At 67.7% G+C, this 17,648-nt stretch carries 12 protein-coding genes; 8 read left to right on the top strand and 4 right to left on the bottom strand.

Going from position 1 to position 17,648, the window contains the following annotated elements; all coding sequences use genetic code 11:
• Nucleotides 1-117: 117 nt before the first annotated feature.
• On the top strand, nt 118-3,327 hold the full coding sequence (locus tag AC07WS_RS00690; RefSeq protein WP_494727250.1) for a hypothetical protein: 3,210 nt from the start codon (nt 118-120) through the stop codon (nt 3,325-3,327).
• Between the two features lie 41 nt (nt 3,328-3,368).
• Here AC07WS_RS00690 and AC07WS_RS00685 read toward each other — a convergent pair whose 3' ends face one another.
• On the bottom strand, nt 3,369-3,854 hold the full coding sequence (locus AC07WS_RS00685; RefSeq protein WP_494727249.1) for an asparaginase domain-containing protein: 486 nt from the start codon (nt 3,852-3,854) through the stop codon (nt 3,369-3,371).
• A gap of 128 nt (nt 3,855-3,982) precedes the next feature.
• Here AC07WS_RS00685 and AC07WS_RS00680 point away from each other — a divergent pair, with 128 nt between their 5' ends.
• Nucleotides 3,983-4,750 (top strand): L-asparaginase, encoded by a 768-nt coding sequence (locus tag AC07WS_RS00680; protein WP_494727248.1) that lies wholly within the window; start codon nt 3,983-3,985, stop codon nt 4,748-4,750.
• Between the two features lie 12 nt (nt 4,751-4,762).
• Here the strand turns inward: AC07WS_RS00680 and AC07WS_RS00675 are convergent, their stop codons facing one another.
• On the bottom strand, nt 4,763-5,758 hold the full coding sequence (locus AC07WS_RS00675) for a D-2-hydroxyacid dehydrogenase family protein (RefSeq protein ID WP_494727247.1): 996 nt from the start codon (nt 5,756-5,758) through the stop codon (nt 4,763-4,765).
• A gap of 282 nt (nt 5,759-6,040) precedes the next feature.
• Between AC07WS_RS00675 and AC07WS_RS00670 the strand changes: the two genes are divergently transcribed.
• The 5 genes from AC07WS_RS00670 to AC07WS_RS00650 all read left to right on the top strand — a co-directional run bounded on the left by AC07WS_RS00670 (nt 6,041) and on the right by AC07WS_RS00650 (nt 13,158).
• Nucleotides 6,041-7,909 carry a phosphoenolpyruvate carboxykinase (GTP) gene (locus AC07WS_RS00670; RefSeq protein ID WP_494727246.1) on the top strand — a complete coding sequence of 623 codons (1,869 nt, stop codon included), beginning with the start codon at nt 6,041-6,043 and terminating at the stop codon, nt 7,907-7,909.
• Between the two features lie 72 nt (nt 7,910-7,981).
• A complete protein-coding gene (locus tag AC07WS_RS00665; RefSeq protein ID WP_494727245.1) occupies nt 7,982-8,599 on the top strand; it encodes a TetR/AcrR family transcriptional regulator in 618 nt (205 codons plus the stop codon).
• Nucleotides 8,600-9,073: 474 nt separating this feature from the next.
• The gene (locus tag AC07WS_RS00660; RefSeq protein ID WP_494727244.1) at nt 9,074-9,577 is read left to right on the top strand and encodes a hypothetical protein; all 504 of its coding nucleotides are present in this window, start codon (nt 9,074-9,076) and stop codon (nt 9,575-9,577) included.
• Nucleotides 9,578-9,679: 102 nt separating this feature from the next.
• A complete protein-coding gene (locus AC07WS_RS00655; protein ID WP_494727243.1) occupies nt 9,680-11,218 on the top strand; it encodes a carboxylesterase/lipase family protein in 1,539 nt (512 codons plus the stop codon).
• A 131-nt stretch (nt 11,219-11,349) separates the two neighbouring features.
• Nucleotides 11,350-13,158 carry a DUF885 domain-containing protein gene (locus AC07WS_RS00650; protein ID WP_494727242.1) on the top strand — a complete coding sequence of 603 codons (1,809 nt, stop codon included), beginning with the start codon at nt 11,350-11,352 and terminating at the stop codon, nt 13,156-13,158.
• Between the two features lie 4 nt (nt 13,159-13,162).
• Here AC07WS_RS00650 and AC07WS_RS00645 read toward each other — a convergent pair whose 3' ends face one another.
• Both AC07WS_RS00645 and uvrA read right to left on the bottom strand, forming a co-directional pair.
• Nucleotides 13,163-13,750, bottom strand: coding sequence for a hypothetical protein (locus AC07WS_RS00645; protein WP_494727241.1), 588 nt, complete (start codon nt 13,748-13,750; stop codon nt 13,163-13,165).
• Nucleotides 13,751-13,870: 120 nt separating this feature from the next.
• Nucleotides 13,871-16,717 (bottom strand): excinuclease ABC subunit UvrA, encoded by a 2,847-nt coding sequence (uvrA, locus tag AC07WS_RS00640; protein ID WP_494727240.1) that lies wholly within the window; start codon nt 16,715-16,717, stop codon nt 13,871-13,873.
• Nucleotides 16,718-16,949: 232 nt separating this feature from the next.
• Between uvrA and ssb the strand changes: the two genes are divergently transcribed.
• A complete protein-coding gene (gene ssb, locus AC07WS_RS00635; RefSeq protein ID WP_117015390.1) occupies nt 16,950-17,453 on the top strand; it encodes a single-stranded DNA-binding protein in 504 nt (167 codons plus the stop codon).
• Nucleotides 17,454-17,648 lie beyond the last annotated feature (195 nt).

Here is a 17,648-nt window from a genome sequence, read left to right as displayed (position 1 = left end):
CACTCCTAAAAAGCCCGCCGTTCGCGGGCTTTTTTTGCCGCCCGGGCATAGCATTTCCTCAATATTTCCGTTTCCCTCAACTCTGCGCCTGAACCACTTCATCAAAAAGGAAACCATATGACCTTCGACAGCAGCCTGACCCCGGCGCAGTTTGCCGCCGGCGGCACCCGCCTGATCTCCCGGCTCACCACGGCCGACATGGCCCGGCTGGGCACCGAGTACATCGCGGCCATGACCACCGCCCAGGCCAACATCCTGAGCGGCGCGCAACTGGGGGCGATGCCGGCCGCCAGCGTCGGCGCCCTGCGGCCGGAAGACTTCGCGGCCCTGCGCTCCAACAGCCTGGGCCTGGCCTCGCAATCGAGCGCCTTCATGACGGCGCTGGCGCCGGAACAGCTGGCGGTGTTGACGGCGGCGCAGGCCGGCATGCTCAGCGCCAAGGGCATCGGCGGGCTGTCGCCCGAGGCGCTGGCGGCGATCCACACCAGGCAGATCAGCATGCTGGCCAACACCGTGATCGCCGGCCTGCAGCCGGAGCAGGTCCACGCGCTGGGCACGGGCCAGATCGCCGCGCTCAAGGCCGGCCAGGTGGCGGCGCTGCCGCTGCTGCGCAAGGAGGGCGAGGACATGTTCAGCGCCGCGCAGATCGCGGCGTTTTCCACCCAGCAGATGGCGGCGCTGAGCACCGGCCTGCTCAGGCAGTTGAGCGCCACCGAACTGGGGGCGATAGAAACGGCCGATTTCGCCGCGCTGAGCTCGCGCCAGATCGGCGTGCTGAGCGTGGCGCAGCTGCTGGCCCTGAGCCTGGACCAGCTGCATGCGCTGCAAGGCCGCCAGGTCGGCGCCCTGGGCAGCAGCCAGATCCAGGCGCTCGACCCCGAGCGCCTGCAGGTGCTGGGCACGGCCGTGATCGGCGCGCTGAGCACGGCGCAGATCCACGCGCTCAGGGCCGAGCAGCTGCACGCGCTCACCAGCGCCCAGCTGCACACGCTGACCGCGCGCCAGTTCGGCGTGCTGTCGACCGCCGACATCGCGGCGCTGGACGGCGCCAACCTGGCCGCGCTGCGGGTGGCGGTGATGGCCGCGCTCAATTCGGCCCAGCTGGCCGCGCTGGGCGCCGGCGGCGACGGCGACTTCGGCCTGTTCTCGAGCGCCCAGGTGGCGGCGCTGAGCACGGCCGCGCTGAGCGGCCTGAGCGCGCACCAGGCGGCGCAGCTGACCAGCGCCCAGGCCGCCGCGCTGAACGCGGCCCAGCTCGGCGCGCTGAGCACCGAGACCATCGCCCAGCTCGACGGCGGCGACCTGGCGGCGCTCAAGGTGGCCAGCGTGGCCGGTCTCAAGACGCGCCAGATCGCCGCCCTCAACGGCGAGCAGTTCGCCGCGCTCAACACGGCCCAGGTGGCGGTGCTGTCGAGCAGCCAGATCAACGCCCTCAACAGCGACGCCTTCGCCGCCATCGAGACCGCCGACCTGGCCGCGCTGGGCCAGGGCGCGATCGCCGGCCTGTCGACCCGCCTGCTGGCGGTGCTGGACCCGCAACGCATCGCCGCGCTGGCGCCGCGCCAGGTCGCGGCGCTCGGCTCGGCCAGCCTGAACGCGCTCAGCGTCGAACAGTTCCAGGCCTTCAGCACGGCGCAGCTGGCCAAGCTGAACCCGGCCGCGGCCGGCGGCCTGTCGACCGCCAACCTGGCGGCGCTGGCGCCGGCCGCGCTGGCGGCCCTGCCGGCGACCGTGTTCGGCGCGCTGAATTCCGCGCAGTTCGCCGTGCTGGGCGGCGCCGAGCACCAGATCGGCTACCTCAGCACGGCGCAGATCGCCCAGCTGAAGGCCGCCGCGCTGGCCGGCATGACGGTCGAGCAGGCCATCGCGCTGACCACCGCGCAGGCGGCCACCTTGAGCGGCGCGCAGATGGCGGCGCTGTCGCTGGCGGCGGTGGCGGCGCTGGAATCGCAGGACTTCGCGGCGCTGAGCGCGGCCGCCATCTACGGCCTGCGCACCGCCCAGCTGGCGGTGCTGGGCAGCGAGCAGATCCTCGGCCTGACCACGGCCCAGGCGTCCGGCCTGGGCAGCCAGCACATCGCCGCGCTGTCGGCCGAGGTGCTGGCCCACATGCAGACGGCGGAGATCGCCGCGCTGCGCAACACCGCCATCCCCGGCCTGCGCAGCGACCAGCTGCAGGCGATGAGCAGCGACCAGATCAACGCGTTCACGGGGCTGCAGGCGTCCACGCTCAGCAGCGCGCAGTTCGCGGCGCTGTCGGCCGAGGTGGTGGCCAACCTGCAGCTGAGCGACCTGGCGGCGCTGAACACCTCGGTGATCGCCGGCCTGTCGCCGGCCACGCTGGCGGCCCTGAGCAGCCGCCAGATCGGCGCGCTGGCCGGACGCCAGGTGGCGGCGCTGACCACCGCCGCCCTGGCCGGCCTGACGCTGGAACAGTTCGCCGGCCTGTCGGTCACGCAGTTCGGCGTGCTGAGTTCGCGCCAGTACCAGGCGCTGCGGGCGGAGGAGGTGGCGGCCATCGACACCGCCCACCTGGCGGCGCTGTCGTCGCAGGTCATCGCCAGCCTGAACACGGCGCAGCTGGCGGCCTGGACGACCACGCAGGTGGGCGCCCTGAGCGCGGCGCAGGCGGCCGCGCTGGTGGCGGCCCAGCTGCGCGGCCTGGGCAGCGACGGCCTGGCGGCCTTGACCACGGCGGCGGTCGGCGGCTTGAACACCGCCGTGATCGCCCAGCTGGCGCCGGAGCAGTTGCACGCGTTCGGCACGGCGCAGATCGCCGCGCTGTCGGTGCGCCAGATCGCGGCGCTGCCGACCGCGCATCTGGCCGGCGTCGACCTGCTCACCACCGAGCAGATGGTGGCGCTGACCTCCAGCCAGGTGGCCGCGCTGAGCAAGCCGCTGCTGGCGGCGCTGGGGACGGACGATCTGGCGGCGATCGAGACGCGCGACCTGCTGGCGCTGGGCAGCGCGCAGCTGGCGGCGCTGTCGACCGCGCAGATCGGCGCGCTGACGACGGCGCAGGCGGTGGTGTTCACGACGGCGCAGACGGCCGGCCTGAGCACGGCGCAGCTGGCCGCGCTGGCGGCGGCCAAGCTGCCGCACCTGGCGGCGCAGGGCGGGCCATCGTTGCGGATGAAGGTGGGCGGCATGGTGGAGGCGCTGGCGGCCTTCAGCGCGGCCGGCCAGCCGTCCGCGGCCGGGCCGTCCGCGTTGTCGATGCCGGGGCCGTTGAAGGAGGGGGCCGGCATGCTGGCCGCGCCGGATGGCTTGCGTGTGGCTAGCCTGTCGCCGGAAGCGAGGGACCTGCTGGCGGCCCCGCGCAAATAAGCGCAGCACCGTCATTCCCGCCCGCGCGGGAACGACGGCGGTTACAGCGGCTGGAACACGCCAGCCGCTTTGTTTTTCTGCACGTTATCCCACGCGAAAATCTTGCCGTTCATGGCCACGTACACGCCCGGCGGCAGGGTCTGCGCCACGCCGGCCGCGAAGCCCAGGTTGAACATGGCGTCGGAATTGGCGATCTCGTAGGGAATCATGGCGCCGGTCAGCACGATGGTCTGGCCCAGGCCGGCCGGTCCCAGCACGGCGGCGGTCTGCGGCATGGTATCGGTGCCGTGGATGATGACGATCGCCTTCTCGCTGGCGGCGCGGCACGCGGCCAGGATGCGCTCGCGGTCGGCGTCCACCATGTCCAGCGAATCCATCAGCGGCAACTGTTCCAGCGCCACGTCCACCGTCAGGCGGCAGCGCGCCAGCAGCGCCGGCACATGGCTGTCGGCGAAACCCAGCGTGCCGTTCAGTTCGTTGTAGTGTTTGTCGAAGGTGCCGCCGGTGGCGAGGATGCGCAGGGTCATGATGAAAGCTCAAGCTGATTAAAATGATCTGCATCATAACCCAAACCGCCACGCGAAAAGAGTCCCGCCATGGGCTGGAAACTTGGGCATACTATGTCTACACTGGTTTCTTTGTTCGTTTCGACATCATGAAAGCGCTTGCCCCCGGAACCGTCATTTTCCACCGCCATCGCGGCTACGGCGTCATCACGTCGGTCAACCTGCTGACCGGCTGGATCTCGGCCCGGTTCGGCAGCGAGGCGAGGACGCTGGACCTGAACCTGTCCACCGACGAGGTGCAGTTCGCCGACGGCGAGGCCATCCTGTTCCGCCGCGCGCCGCCCGACCGCATGCCGCACGCGCGCCTGATGGCGCTGGTGCGCGCGCTGCACCAGGCCGGCTACCAGCGGCTGTACCTGTATTCCTGGCCCAAGCCGTCCGGGCTGCACTGGCGCTGGCATTTGTTCACCGGCCAGCGCGACTGGATGCAGCGCTCGTGGCGCGAGGGCTGGTACGGCTCGGGCGCGGACTACAACGTCAATCCGGTGATGGGCTGGGGCGACTCGCCCGGCGCCACCACCGAGGAGCTGGTGCACGCGCTGGCCCGCTTCGACCCGCAGGGCCTGGCGCAGGCGCTGGGGCGCGACGAGGACCACACCGCCTGGTTCGCCGCCGTGTGCGACGCGCTGCTGCCGGGCTATATGTACAGCCTGGACATGCAGCGTCCCGACGGCGGCCCGCTGCTCGACATGCCGCCGGTGCCGGTGGTGCCGGTGCGCGCCACGCTGCCGCCATACCCCGGGCCGGAGATCGCCTGGCCGCCCGGCTGGGCCGGCCTGTGGAGCAAGGTGCACGCCATGCCGGCGCCCCGCATCAACCTGAGCGGCCTGCCGGAAGTGCCCGAGCAGGCCGACTAGCCGGTCGGCCGCTCAGCGCGCCTTGGCCAGGTAGCCGGGGTTGTGGATCTGGCCGCAGCCGCCGGCGGCGAAATCGACGATGTTCTGGAACGCGTGGCGGAAGTACAGCTCGTAGCTGTCGCGCTCCACATAGCCCAGGTGCGGCGTGGCCAGCACGGTCGGCATGCGCAGCAGCGGGCTGTCGGCCGCCAGCGGCTCGGACGGGAACACGTCCAGCGCCGCGTAGCCGGGCCGGCCGCGCGGCAGCGCCTGCTCCAGCGCGTCCGGCTGCACCAGCTCGGCGCGGCTGGTGTTGACCAGCAGCGCGGTCGGCTTCATGCGCGCCAGGTCGTCGGCGGTGACGATGCCGCGCGTGTCCGGATGCAGCCGCAGGTGCAGGCTGAGCACATCCGCTTCGCCGAACAGCGCCTCGCGCGAGGCCGCCGCCGCGTGGCCGTCGGCCACCGCCTTGTCGCGGCTGGACTGGCTGCCCCACACCACCACCTTCATGCCGAAGGCGCGGCCGTAGCCGGCCACCAGCTGGCCGATCTTGCCATAGCCCCAGATGCCCAGCGTGCGCCCCTTGAGCACCACGCCCAGCCCGTTCAGCTGCGGATTGATGGAGGCGGTCTGCCACAGGCCGTCCTTCAGGTTGGCGGCGTAGGGCACGATCTTGCGCGCGGCCGCCATGATCAGCGCCCAGGTCAGCTCGGCCGGCGCGGTGGGCGAGCCGACGCCCTCGGCGATCGCGATGCCCAGCTCGGTGGCGGCGTCGACGTCGACGTGGCCGGCCAGCTTGCCGGTCTGCGAAATGAGCTTGAGATTGGGCAGCCTGGCCAGCAGCGCGCGGTTGAGGGCGGTGCGTTCGCGGATCAGCACCAGGGCCTCGAACGGCGCCAGCCGGATCGCCAGCTGGCCCAGCCCCCGGGCCGAGTTGTTGAACACTTTGACGTCGTGTCCGCGCAATAAATCAAAGCATCCGAGCGTGGCGGTGGCATTCTGGTAATCGTCGAGAATCGCAATTTTCATGGGAGATGACCGATCTTATGGGGAATTTCGTAGGGAAATAACGGCTTGCAAAAGAACCTGAATAGCTTACTACTTTACTCAACAATTTCTCCTACATTTTTGACTGGAACGGCTGTTGACGGGTGTACAATCGCCTCAAAAAACAGGCCTGTCGATCACACATCCGGGCCGCGCAAGACCGCCGTGACCGCGCCGACCCATTTCGAATGGGCATCCGAGCGCAAGCCAAAAGCTGACGACGATCCTGCCGCACGCAGAATTTTAATTGGCATTGGAGGTAGTATGAATCAACCCGTCATGGGTGGCGTTGCGGCATTGCTCAACGTCCCAGCTTACATCAAGCAGCAAAAACTGATCAACTGGGTGGCCGAGATCGCCGCCCTGACCAAGCCGGATCGCATCTACTGGTGCGACGGCTCGCAGGAAGAATACGACCGCCTGTGCGGCGAGATGGTGGCCTCCGGCACCATGAAAAAGCTGAACCAGGCACTGCGTCCTAACTCCTACCTGGCCTGCTCCGACCCGACCGACGTGGCCCGCGTCGAAGACCGCACCTTCATCTGCTCCAACACCAAGGAAGAAGCCGGCCCGACCAACAACTGGATGGCCCCGGCCGACATGCGCGCCACCCTCAACCCGCTGTTCGACGGCTGCATGGCTGGCCGCACGATGTACGTGGTGCCGTTCTCGATGGGCCCGCTGGGCTCGCCGATCGCCCACATCGGCGTCGAACTGTCGGACTCGCCCTACGTGGCGGTCAATATGCGCATCATGACCCGCATGGGCAAGGCCGTGTACGACGTGCTGGGCACCGACGGCGAGTTCGTGCCGTGCGTGCACACCGTCGGCGCGCCGCTCAAGGCCGGCCAGAAGGATGTGGCCTGGCCGTGCAACGCCACCAAATACATCGTGCACTTCCCCGAGACCCGCGAGATCTGGTCCTACGGCTCCGGCTACGGCGGCAACGCGCTGCTGGGCAAGAAGTGCTTCGCGCTGCGCATCGCCTCCAACATGGGCCACCAGGCCGCCGCCGTGGACGGCAAGGGCTGGCTGGCGGAGCACATGCTGATCCTCGGCGTCGAATCGCCGGAAGGCAAGAAGCACTACGTCGCGGCCGCCTTCCCCTCGGCCTGCGGCAAGACCAACTTCGCCATGCTGATCCCGCCGGCCAGCTTCGACGGCTGGAAAGTCACCACCATCGGCGACGATATCGCCTGGATCAAGCCGGGCGCCGACGGCCGCCTGTACGCGATCAACCCGGAAGCGGGCTACTTCGGCGTGGCGCCGGGCACCAACACCCGCACCAACTCCAACTGCATGGCCTCGCTGGGCTCGGACACCATCTTCACCAACGTCGCGCTGACCGACGACGGCGACATCTGGTGGGAAGGCCTGACCAAGGAAGCGCCGGCGCACCTGATCGACTGGCAGGGCAAGGACTGGACGCCGGCCTCCGGCACCAAGGCCGCCCACCCGAACGCCCGCTTCACCGTGGCCGCCACCCAGAACCCGGTGATCGATCCGGCCTGGGACGATCCCGCCGGCGTGCCGATCTCGGCCTTCATCTTCGGCGGCCGCCGCTCGACCACCGTGCCGCTGGTGACCGAGGCGCGCAACTGGGTCGAGGGCGTGTACATGGCCGCGACCATGGGTTCGGAAACCACCGCCGCCGCCGCCGGCCAGATGGGCGTGGTGCGCCGCGATCCGTTCGCCATGCTGCCGTTCATGGGCTACAACATGAGCGACTACTTCCAGCACTGGCTGAACATGGGCGAGCAGCTGGGCCAGCTCAACGCCGCCGCGCTGCCTAAGATCTACTGCGTCAACTGGTTCCGCACCGACGAGCAGGGCCACTTCGTCTGGCCCGGCTTCGGCGACAATATGCGCGTGCTCAAGTGGATGCTGGAACGCATCGAAGGCCAGGCCGGCGGCGTCGAGAACATCTTCGGCACCACCCCGCGCTTTGGCGACCTGAAGTGGGACGGCATCCCGTTCTCGCCGGAGGAGTTCGAAACCATCACCTCGATCGACAAGGACGCCTGGCGCGAAGAGCTCAAGCTGCACGACGAGCTGTTCGCCAAGCTGGCCTACCACATGCCCACCGAACTGACGGCGGTTAAAGCCGAACTGGAGAAGCGCCTGGCGCGCTAATCCCATGGCCCGGGACCAGCTCCCGGGTTTTTTTTGCTTGCAGTTTCGCACAGGTGTGCTAAAGTTCGGGTCATGGACACCCTGACCGCCAAAAGCGAAGCCACCTTCGCCACCATCATCGACGCCGCGCTGGACATGGCGGCGGCCGAGGGCATCGGCAAGCTGTCGCTGGGCGAGCTGGCCAAGCGCACCGGCATCAGCAAGAGCGGCGTGTTTTCGCGGGTCGGATCGCTCGAGACGCTGCAGGCCGCCGTGCTGGACGAATACGACCGCCGCTTCTCGCAGCAAGTGTTCCTGCCGGCGCTGCAGCAGCCCAAGGGCCTGCCGCGGCTGCTGGCCATGGTTGGCGCCTGGTCGCAGCGGGCCTGCGACGAGAGCCTGCGCAACGCCTGCCTGTACAGCGCCGGCGCCTTCGAGTACGACGACCAGGACGGCCCGCTGCGCGACCGCCTGCAGCAGGGCGCGATGGCCTGGCGCGCCGCGCTGCGCAAGACCATCCTGCAGGCGATGGAGCTGGGCCATCTGCGGCCCGACACCGACGCCGGCCAGCTGGTCTACGAAATCTACAGCCTGATCGTGGGACTGATCCACGACACCCGTTTCCTGCGCGACGGCCAGGCCAGGCGCCACATGCAGCGCGCCTTCAGCCGCCTGATCTCGACCTACAAAAGCTTCAACGACATGGAATAAACCCGGCCGCGGCTAGTCCGCGGTTTTCTTGACACTAATTTCGCACATGTGTGCGAAAACCGGAGCTTGCTATGAAAACCGCCCTCTTCTTGTTGTTGCTCGTGCTCTACCTGCTGTGCCGGCCCTTCAGCCGCACACTCAGGTCGCTGCCGAATACCAACGACGACTTTATGCTGTTTTAAGTCTGGAAACTTGATTACCATCGCCCGATGGAAATCAAAACCGACACCGGCGGACAGGCCGGCCTGCTGGAGCGCATCGGGCAAACCCGACGTCCCGACCTGGTCGTCATGATGGGCTATGGCGACGAGCTGCCGGTGTTCCGGCGCGCCCGCGCGCTGTGGGAGTTTTACGCGACCCACTTCCCCGGCATCGAAGTCGTTTTCCCGCGCTGGTCGAACCAGCTCAAACGCGGCGAGATCGTGTCCGAAGGCCGCGATCTGTTGATCGGCATCGGCGACGGCTTCCAGGGCGATGCCGGCTCCGCGCTGGATTTACCGGCAGGTGCTGGCGCAGGACTATTTGCTGCGCAACCGGGAAGGGCCGTTCTTCCTGTACCAGACCACGGTGACCTCGGTGGTCGATTTCCGCGGCCTGTGCACGGTGCGCCAGGCGCTGCCGACGTTCAACCTGGCCAAGCCGCGCGCCGCGCGCGCCGACGCCGGCTACATCGGCGCGCTGGTCAAGCAGATGCTGCGGGAAGGCCAATACCACTTCCGCGTCAAGACCGTGGCGCCGGAGGACGCGGCCGGACGGCGCGAAGACATCGATCCCTGGATCATGTTGCGCGTCATGGAAGCCATCCTCGAGAGCGAGCATACGCCGTCGGCCACGCCGGCGCGCCGATCGCGCAAATCCGCGCCGAACCGCTGCATACCGGCCAGCGCGACTTTCCCCTCTCGGACCTCGAGATTGCGTAGCGCCGGCGCGCGCGTTGCGCCAGGTGGGCGAACTGCCGGCCCGGGCCGGTGTTGTTAAATTTCGAAACCCCGGTTGGGGAAATTCGTACCTGCGCCGGCGCGGAAAGCAGGTAGTCTTGCGCACTCCCCCGTGCGCGGCACGGCAACCTGGAGAACGATGATGACGCCTTTCCGTGCGATCGCCCTGGCCGCCGTGTGCGTGGCGGCCTTGCCTGCCCATGCCGCCCAAGCCACCCAAGCCACCCAAGCCACCACCGCGCCGGTAAGCGTGACGGGCGGCGCCATCGCCGGCCTGCGCGCCGGCGGCATGCGGAGCTACCTTGGCATCCCCTACGCGGCGCCGCCGGTGGGAGCCCTGCGCTGGCAGGCGCCGCAACCGGTGGCGCCGTGGACGGGCGTGCGGCCGGCAAGCGCCTACTCGGCCGCGTGCGCGCAGACCGCGCCCTGGGTCGCCAACCCCAAAAGCGAGGACTGCCTCTACCTCAACGTCTGGGCGCCCGCGCGCGCGGCCAGGCTGCCGGTCATCGTCTGGATCCACGGCGGCGGCTTTTACGGCGGCACGGCCGCGCAGCCGCTGTTCGACGGCGCCAACCTGGCCAGGCGCGGCGCCATCGTCGTCAGCCTGAACTACCGGCTCGGCATCTTCGGCTTCTTCGCCCACCCGGAGCTGTCGGCCGAATCGCCGGACCACGCCTCCGGCAACCAGGGCATCCTGGACCAGATCGCCGCGCTGCGCTGGGTGCGGCACAACATCGCGGCCTTCGGCGGCGACCCCGAGCGCGTGGCCATCGCGGGCGAGTCCGCCGGCGGCGAGTCGGTCGCTATCCTGGTGGCGTCGCCGCTGGCGAAGGGCTTGTTCCAGCGCGCCATCGCCGAGAGCGGCAACGACGCCATGCCCATCGATCCCGCCGAGGACCACCTGTTCGACCGCAAGACCGCCGAGGCCGAGGGCGCCGCCGTCGCGCCGCGTCTGGCGGACCTGCGCGCGCTGGGCACCGGCGCCTTGCAGCAACGGGCCTGGTCGCCGCGCACCATCGTCGACGGCCACGTGCTGCGCGCAGACCTGACCACGATCTATCGCCACCACCGTCAAAACGACGTGCCGCTGCTGGTGGGCTGGAACGCCGAGGAGGGCAAGGACCTGGCGCCGGAGCTGCTCGGCACCGGCGATTTCACGGCGGCCGGCCACCGCGAGCTGGTGGCCAGGCTGCTGGGCCGTCCGCCGTCCGCCGCGCTGCTGGCCGCCTACCCCGGTGCCACGGATGCCCAGGCCCGCGCCTCCATCGTGCAGCTGACCAACGACTGGTGGGGCTGGCGCATGACGCACTGGGCGGGCCTGCAGGCGCGCCACGGCCGGTCCAAGGCGTATGCCTACTTCTTCGCGCACCAGCCGGCCGAGCCGGCCACGCCGTGCGGCTACGGCTGCGGCGCGGGCCACGGCGCCGAGCTCCCCTACGTGTTCGACAATCTCGACACCGACCGGCGCGCATGGAGCGGGGCGGACCGGCAACTGGCGGCCAGGCTGGCCGACACCTGGGTGCGCTTCGCCCGCACGGGCAGCCCGAACGGCCGGGGCTTGCCGGCCTGGCCGGCCCACGACGGCGGCGCGGCGTCCATCCTGCGCATCGGCGACGCGGCGCAGCTCAAGGCCCATCCGCTGCCGGACCTGAGCGGGACCGGGCCGCTGCGGCGGGATTAGTGGACTGTCCTGCCGATCCGCGAAAAATGCGTTCCATGCCCATGTTTTAACATTCCGTCTCAATCCGTGCGCGCGGCGCGGGGCGGCGGCATACAGTGCAGGCTCACCATTCTTTCGATAGGCCTCTAGACATGACAACTGCAACCACCCGCATCGGCGTCGCCAGCGCCCTGTTGTTCTCCCTGATCCTGGGCGTGGCCCACGCCGACACCACGGCACCCGACCTGGCCGGCCGCCGCGAGGCGCTGAACTCCCTGATCAAGGAGCAGTGGGAATACACCATGCGCTCCAGCCCCGAGTGGGCGTCGCTGCTGGGCGACAAGCGCTACAACGACAAATGGTCGGACTTCTCGCAGGCCGGCATCGACGCCGACCTCAAGGCCAGCGCCGACTTCCTCCAGCGCTTCGAGGCGATCGACACCAGCGGCTTCCCGCTGCAGGAACAGCTGAACCGCGAGCTGATGGTGCGCCAGCTGCGCCAGAGCGTGGAGGGCGGCCGCTTCAAGGAATGGGAGATGCCGCTGGCGCAGAACTCCGGCATCCACATCGACGCGCCGCAGCTGGTCTCGGCGCTGCCGTTCGAGACCGTCAAGGACTACGAGGACTACATCGCCCGCCTGCACAGCCTGCCCAAGCTGTTCGACGAGACCCGCGTGCAGATGGACAAGGGCGTGCACGACAAGCTGATGCCGCCGAAATTCCTGATCCCGAAGATCGTCAAGCAGTGCGAGGACGTGGCGGCCATGAAGCCGGCCGATTCGCCGTTCGCCGAGCCGTTGAAGAAGTTCCCCAAGGAGTTCTCGGCCGCCGACAAGGCGCGCCTGAGCAAGGAGGTGCTGGCGGCGGTGCAGAAGGACGTGATCCCGGCCTACAAGAAGCTGGCTGTCTACACCAGGACCAGGTACGCGCCATACGGCCGCACGGACGTCGGCATGTGGTCGCTGCCGGACGGCGCGGCGCGCTACACGTACAAGGCCAAGTCCTCGACCACCACCGACATGTCGCCGGAGGAGATCCATCAACTGGGCCTGTCCGAGGTCAAGCGCATCGAAGGGCAGATGCTGGCGACCGCGCAGAAGCTGGGCTACCAGGACCTGAAGAGCTTCAACAAGGCGGTGGCCGCCAAGCCGGAGCTGCACCCGAAATCGCGCCAGCAGATCATCGACCTGTACCAGAAATACACGGACCAGATGTACACCCAGCTGTCGCAGCAGTTCGGCGTGCTGCCCAAGGGTAAGGTGGAGATCAAGCCGGTCGAGGAATTCCGCGAGAAGGGCGCGTCGGCCGCGGCTTACATGCCGGGCTCGCCGGACGGCAAGCGCGCCGGCCGCGTGATGGTCAACACCGGCGACTTCGCCCACCGCTCGACCATCGACATCGAGACCACGGCGCTGCACGAGGGCGTGCCGGGCCACCACATGCAGCTGACCATCGCGCAGGAGATCGAAGGCTTGCCGACCTTCCGCCAGCAGGGCAACTACACCGCCTATGCCGAGGGCTGGGCGTTGTACTCGGAGCGGCTGGGCGAGGAGCTGGGCTTCTACCAGGACCCGTACAGCTACTACGGCCACCTGCAGGACGAGATGCTGCGCGCGATCCGGCTGGTGGTCGACACCGGCCTGCACTACAAGAAGTGGAACCGCCAGCAGGTGGTGGACTTCTTCCACGACCACTCGGGCATCGAGGAGGTGGAAGTGCAGAGCGAGACCGACCGCTACATCGTGTGGCCGGGCCAGGCGCTGGGCTACAAGATCGGCCAACTGAAGATACTTGAGCTGCGCGACTACGCCCGCAAGGAACTGGGCGCCGGCTTCGACATCCGCAGCTTCCACGACCAGGTGCTGGGCGCGGGCGCGTTGCCGATGGACGTGCTGGAGTCGCACATCAAGGACTGGGTGGGCGAGGAGAAGCTCAAGCAGAGCCGCGTCACCGCGCAGTAAGTGCTCAGGGCGGCGCCGCCGCCTTTGTTGCAGTGCCGCTGCCGCTGCTGGTCCGCATACGGGCCAGCAGCGTTTCATTTTCATGCTGGACGTCGCGCCGCAACGTGTTGGCGCCGAACAGCATATCGTCCACACGCCAGCCGGCGTCTTCCAGTGCCAGCACGAAGCGTATCTTGCGCCGGTAATTGTCGCCCTGGCCGGGGAAGACATTGAAGGACACATCGACGTTGCCGTTTCCTGAGTAGGCCGCCTTGAAGCCGGCCTTGCCGAGGTTCAGATCGGGCGCGGTTTCCTGCGCGTTCAGGAAGACGTCGCCATCGGCGTCGTAGCCGCAGATCTCGTCGTTGCGCGCCAGTTTGCCGCACAGCGCGTGATTGGTGGCCAGCAGGTCTTCCAGTTCCGGCGAGTAGAAGGTGCCGGCGGGCGGCGGCGCGCGCCGCGTGTCGCCGAGGTAGCTGCGGTAGAACCGGGTGATGAAGTCGACCTGCTGCCGTTCCGCGCGCGCCTTGTAGGCCAACAGCGACGCCACCGCGATGGCCGTGGCGCCCACCAGCGCGGCGGCGGGCAGGTAGTGCTTTTTATTGAATGACATGGCGGTCCCCAAGGAAGATGCATTGCTGCATTGTCCTTGAGGCTGGCGCGGAACGAATTGCCCGAAATCAAGAAGAGATGAGCGGAGGGGCCGCCGCCGCATTGCGCGGCGGCGACGGCATCACTTCAGCAGCGGCACCAGGTACTTGCCGGTCACGCTGGCCGGGTTGGTCGCCACTTCCTCCGGCGTGCCGGCGGCGATGATCTTGCCGCCGCCCGCGCCGCCTTCCGGTCCCAGGTCGACGATCCAGTCGGCCGTCTTGATGACGTCGAGGTTGTGCTCGATGATGACCAGCGTGTTGCCCTGGTCGCGCAGGCGGTGGATCACCTTCAGCAGCAGGTCGATGTCGTGGAAGTGCAGGCCGGTGGTCGGCTCGTCCAGGATGTACAGCGTGCGGCCGGTGTCGCGCTTGGACAGCTCCAGCGACAGCTTGACGCGCTGCGCCTCGCCGCCCGACAAGGTGGTGGCGCTCTGGCCCAGCTTGATGTAGCCCAGGCCCACGTCCAGCAGCGTGTGCAGCTTGCGCGCGATCAGCGGCACCGGCTTGAAGAATTCGTGCGCGTCCTCCACCGTCATGTCGAGGATCTCGGTGATGTTCTTGCCCTTGTACTGCACTTCCAGCGTCTCGCGGTTGTAGCGCTTGCCGTGGCAGACGTCGCACGGCACGTACACGTCCGGCAGGAAGTGCATCTCGACCTTGATCACGCCGTCGCCCTGGCAGGCCTCGCAGCGGCCGCCTTTGACGTTGAACGAGAAGCGCCCGGCGCTGTAGCCGCGTTCCTTGGCGGTCGGCACGGTGGCGAACAGGTCGCGGATCGGCGTGAACAGGCCGGTGTAGGTGGCCGGGTTCGAGCGCGGCGTGCGGCCGATCGGCGCCTGGTCGACCGCGATCACCTTGTCGAAGTGCTCCAGGCCGCTGATGGCGTCGTGCGGCGACGGCTCGGTCTGCGAGCCGTACAGGTGGCGCGACAGGGCCGGGTACAGCGTGTCGTTGATCAGCGAGGACTTGCCGGAGCCGGACACGCCGGTCACGCAGGTCATCAGGCCGACCGGCAGGTGCAGGTTGACCTTCTTCAGGTTGTTGCCGGTGGCGCCGGTGATCACCAGCTGCTTGTCCGGGTCGGCCACGTGGCGCTTTTTCGGCACGGCGATCTTCAGCGTGCCCTTCAGGTACTGGGCCGTCAGCGAGTTCTTGTTCTTCAGGATGTCCTGCAAAGTGCCCTGGGCGATCACGTCGCCGCCGTGCACGCCGGCGCCCTTGCCCATGTCGACGATGAAGTCGGCGGTGCGGATGGCGTCCTCGTCGTGCTCGACCACCAGCACGCTGTTGCCGATGTCGCGCAGGTGCTTGAGCGTTTCGATCAGGCGGTCGTTGTCGCGCTGGTGCAGGCCGATCGACGGTTCGTCGAGCACGTACATCACGCCGGTCAGGCCGGAGCCGATCTGCGAGGCCAGGCGGATGCGTTGCGCCTCGCCGCCGGACAGGGTGTCGGCGCTGCGGTCGAGCGACAGGTAGTCGAGGCCGACGTTGTTGAGGAACTGCAGGCGCGAGATGATCTCCTTGACCACGCGGTCGGCGATCTCCTTCTTCGCGCCCTTCAGTTTCAGCTGCTCGAAGAAGGACAGCGTGTCGCGCAAAGGCTTCTCGGCGATCTCGTAGATGGCCTTCTCCTGCTTGCCGCTGCCGACCTTGACGTAGCGCGCCTCGACGCGCAGCCGCGCGCCGTCGCACGACGGGCACTTCTTCTCGTTGATGAACTTGGCCAGCTCCTCTTTCACCGCCATCGAGTCGGTCTCGCGGTAGCGGCGCGCCAGGTTGGTGACCACGCCCTCGAAGGCGTGCTCCTTGACCACGGTGCGGCCGCGCTCGTTGACGTAGGTGAACGGGATCTGCGTCTTGCCCGAGCCGTGCAGGATCACTTCCTGCGCGGTCTTGGGCAGCTGCTCGTACGGCAGGTCCAGGTCGAACTCGTAGTAGGCCGCCAGGTTGGACAGCATCTGGAAGTAGAACTGGTTGCGGCGGTCCCAGCCCTTGACGGCGCCGGACGCCAGCGACAGGTTCGGGAAGGCGACGATGCGCTTGGGATCGAAGAACTCGATGTGGCCGAGGCCGTCGCACTCGGGGCAGGCGCCCATCGGATTGTTGAACGAGAACAGGCGCGGTTCCAGCTCCTGCAGCGAGTAGCCGCATTCGTTGCAGGCGAACTTGTTGGAGAACACCTGTTCGGCGCCAGAGTCCATCTCCAAGGCCACGGCGCGGCCGTCGGCCAGGCGCAGCGCGGTCTCGAAGCTCTCGGCCAGGCGCTGCTTGATGTCGGCGCTGACCTTGACGCGGTCGATCACCACGTCGATGGTGTGTTTCTCGGTTTTCTTCAGCTTGGGCAGGTCGTCCACTTCGTAGATCTTGGCGTCGTGGGTGCCGCTCTGCACGCGGAAGCGCACGAAGCCCTGCGCCTGCATCTGCTCGAACAGGTCGGAATGCTCGCCCTTGCGGTTGGCCACCACCGGCGCCAGGATCATCAGCTTGGTGCCCTCCGGCATGGCCAGCACGGCGTCCACCATCTGCGACACGGTCTGCGCGGCCAGCGCGTGGTCCGGGTGGTTGATGCAGTACGGCGTGCCGACCCGCGCGTACAGCAGGCGCAGGTAGTCGTGGATCTCGGTCACGGTGCCGACCGTCGAGCGCGGGTTGTGCGAGGTGGCCTTCTGCTCGATCGAGATGGCCGGCGACAGGCCCTCGATCAGGTCGACGTCCGGTTTTTCCATCAGCTGCAGGAACTGGCGGGCGTAGGCCGACAGCGATTCCACGTAGCGGCGCTGGCCCTCGGCGTACAGCGTGTCGAACGCCAGCGAGGACTTGCCGGAGCCGGACAGGCCGGTGATCACGATAAGCTTGTTGCGCGGGAGGTCGAGGTTGATGTTCTTGAGGTTGTGCGTGCGTGCGCCGCGGATGCGGATCTGTTCCATGGATTTTTTGCCTTTCGGGTCAACCCGCTACTATAGCTGGGTTTGAATATATGCGCCGACCTTGCGCCAGATCGAACTTGGGCGTCGCGGCACTGTATATAATACCAGTATTTTCTTGAGCGGTTGCAACGCAAATTTTGGCGGGGGGCTGGCCCGTTCGACTATAATCGCTGTTTGCGCACTACATAAACAGCCCGCTTGAGGCGGCCGCCGTTACTCAGGAGTTTTATACATGGCATCAGTCAACAAAGTCATCATCGTCGGCAATCTGGGTCGCGACCCGGAAATTCGCTACATGCCCAGCGGTGACGCGATCGCCAACATTGCTGTGGCGACATCCTACAAATCCAAGGACCGCAACACCGGCGAGCAGAAAGAGCTCACCGAATGGCACCGCATCTCGTTCTTCGGCCGCCTGGCTGAAATCGTCGGCCAGTACCTGAAAAAAGGCTCGTCGGTCTACGTCGAGGGCCGCCTGCAGACCCGCAAGTACACCGACAAGGACGGCGTCGAGAAGTACGCGACCGACATCATCGCCGAGCAGATGCAAATGCTGGGCGGCCGTCAAGGCATGGGCGGCGACGCCGGCATGGACGACGGCGGCGGCTACGAAGCCCCGCCGCAGCGCCAGGCCCCGGCCCCGCGTCCGCAGATGGCGGCGCCGGCCCCGGCACCACGCCCGGCCCCGCGCCCGGCGCCGAACTTCTCGGACATGGACGACGACATACCGTTCTAACGAGCCGGTTCATTGAAAACAAGTAGTCCGGAGCCCGCACAGCGGGCTCTTTTTATTGCCCTCTCCATACCCCGCAAAGAGCCGGTGAGGAATTTGTTCCATGCCACTTGTGTGATACGATAATTCCATTCGCGATACTATTCACTTTTGTATTCAAAAACGTACAAGCCCCTATAGAAAACAAGCTAATTTTTC

Source organism: Duganella sp. GW821-FHT01E12 (assembly GCF_059422325.1).
This window is presented reverse-complemented; position numbering and strand designations above follow the sequence as displayed.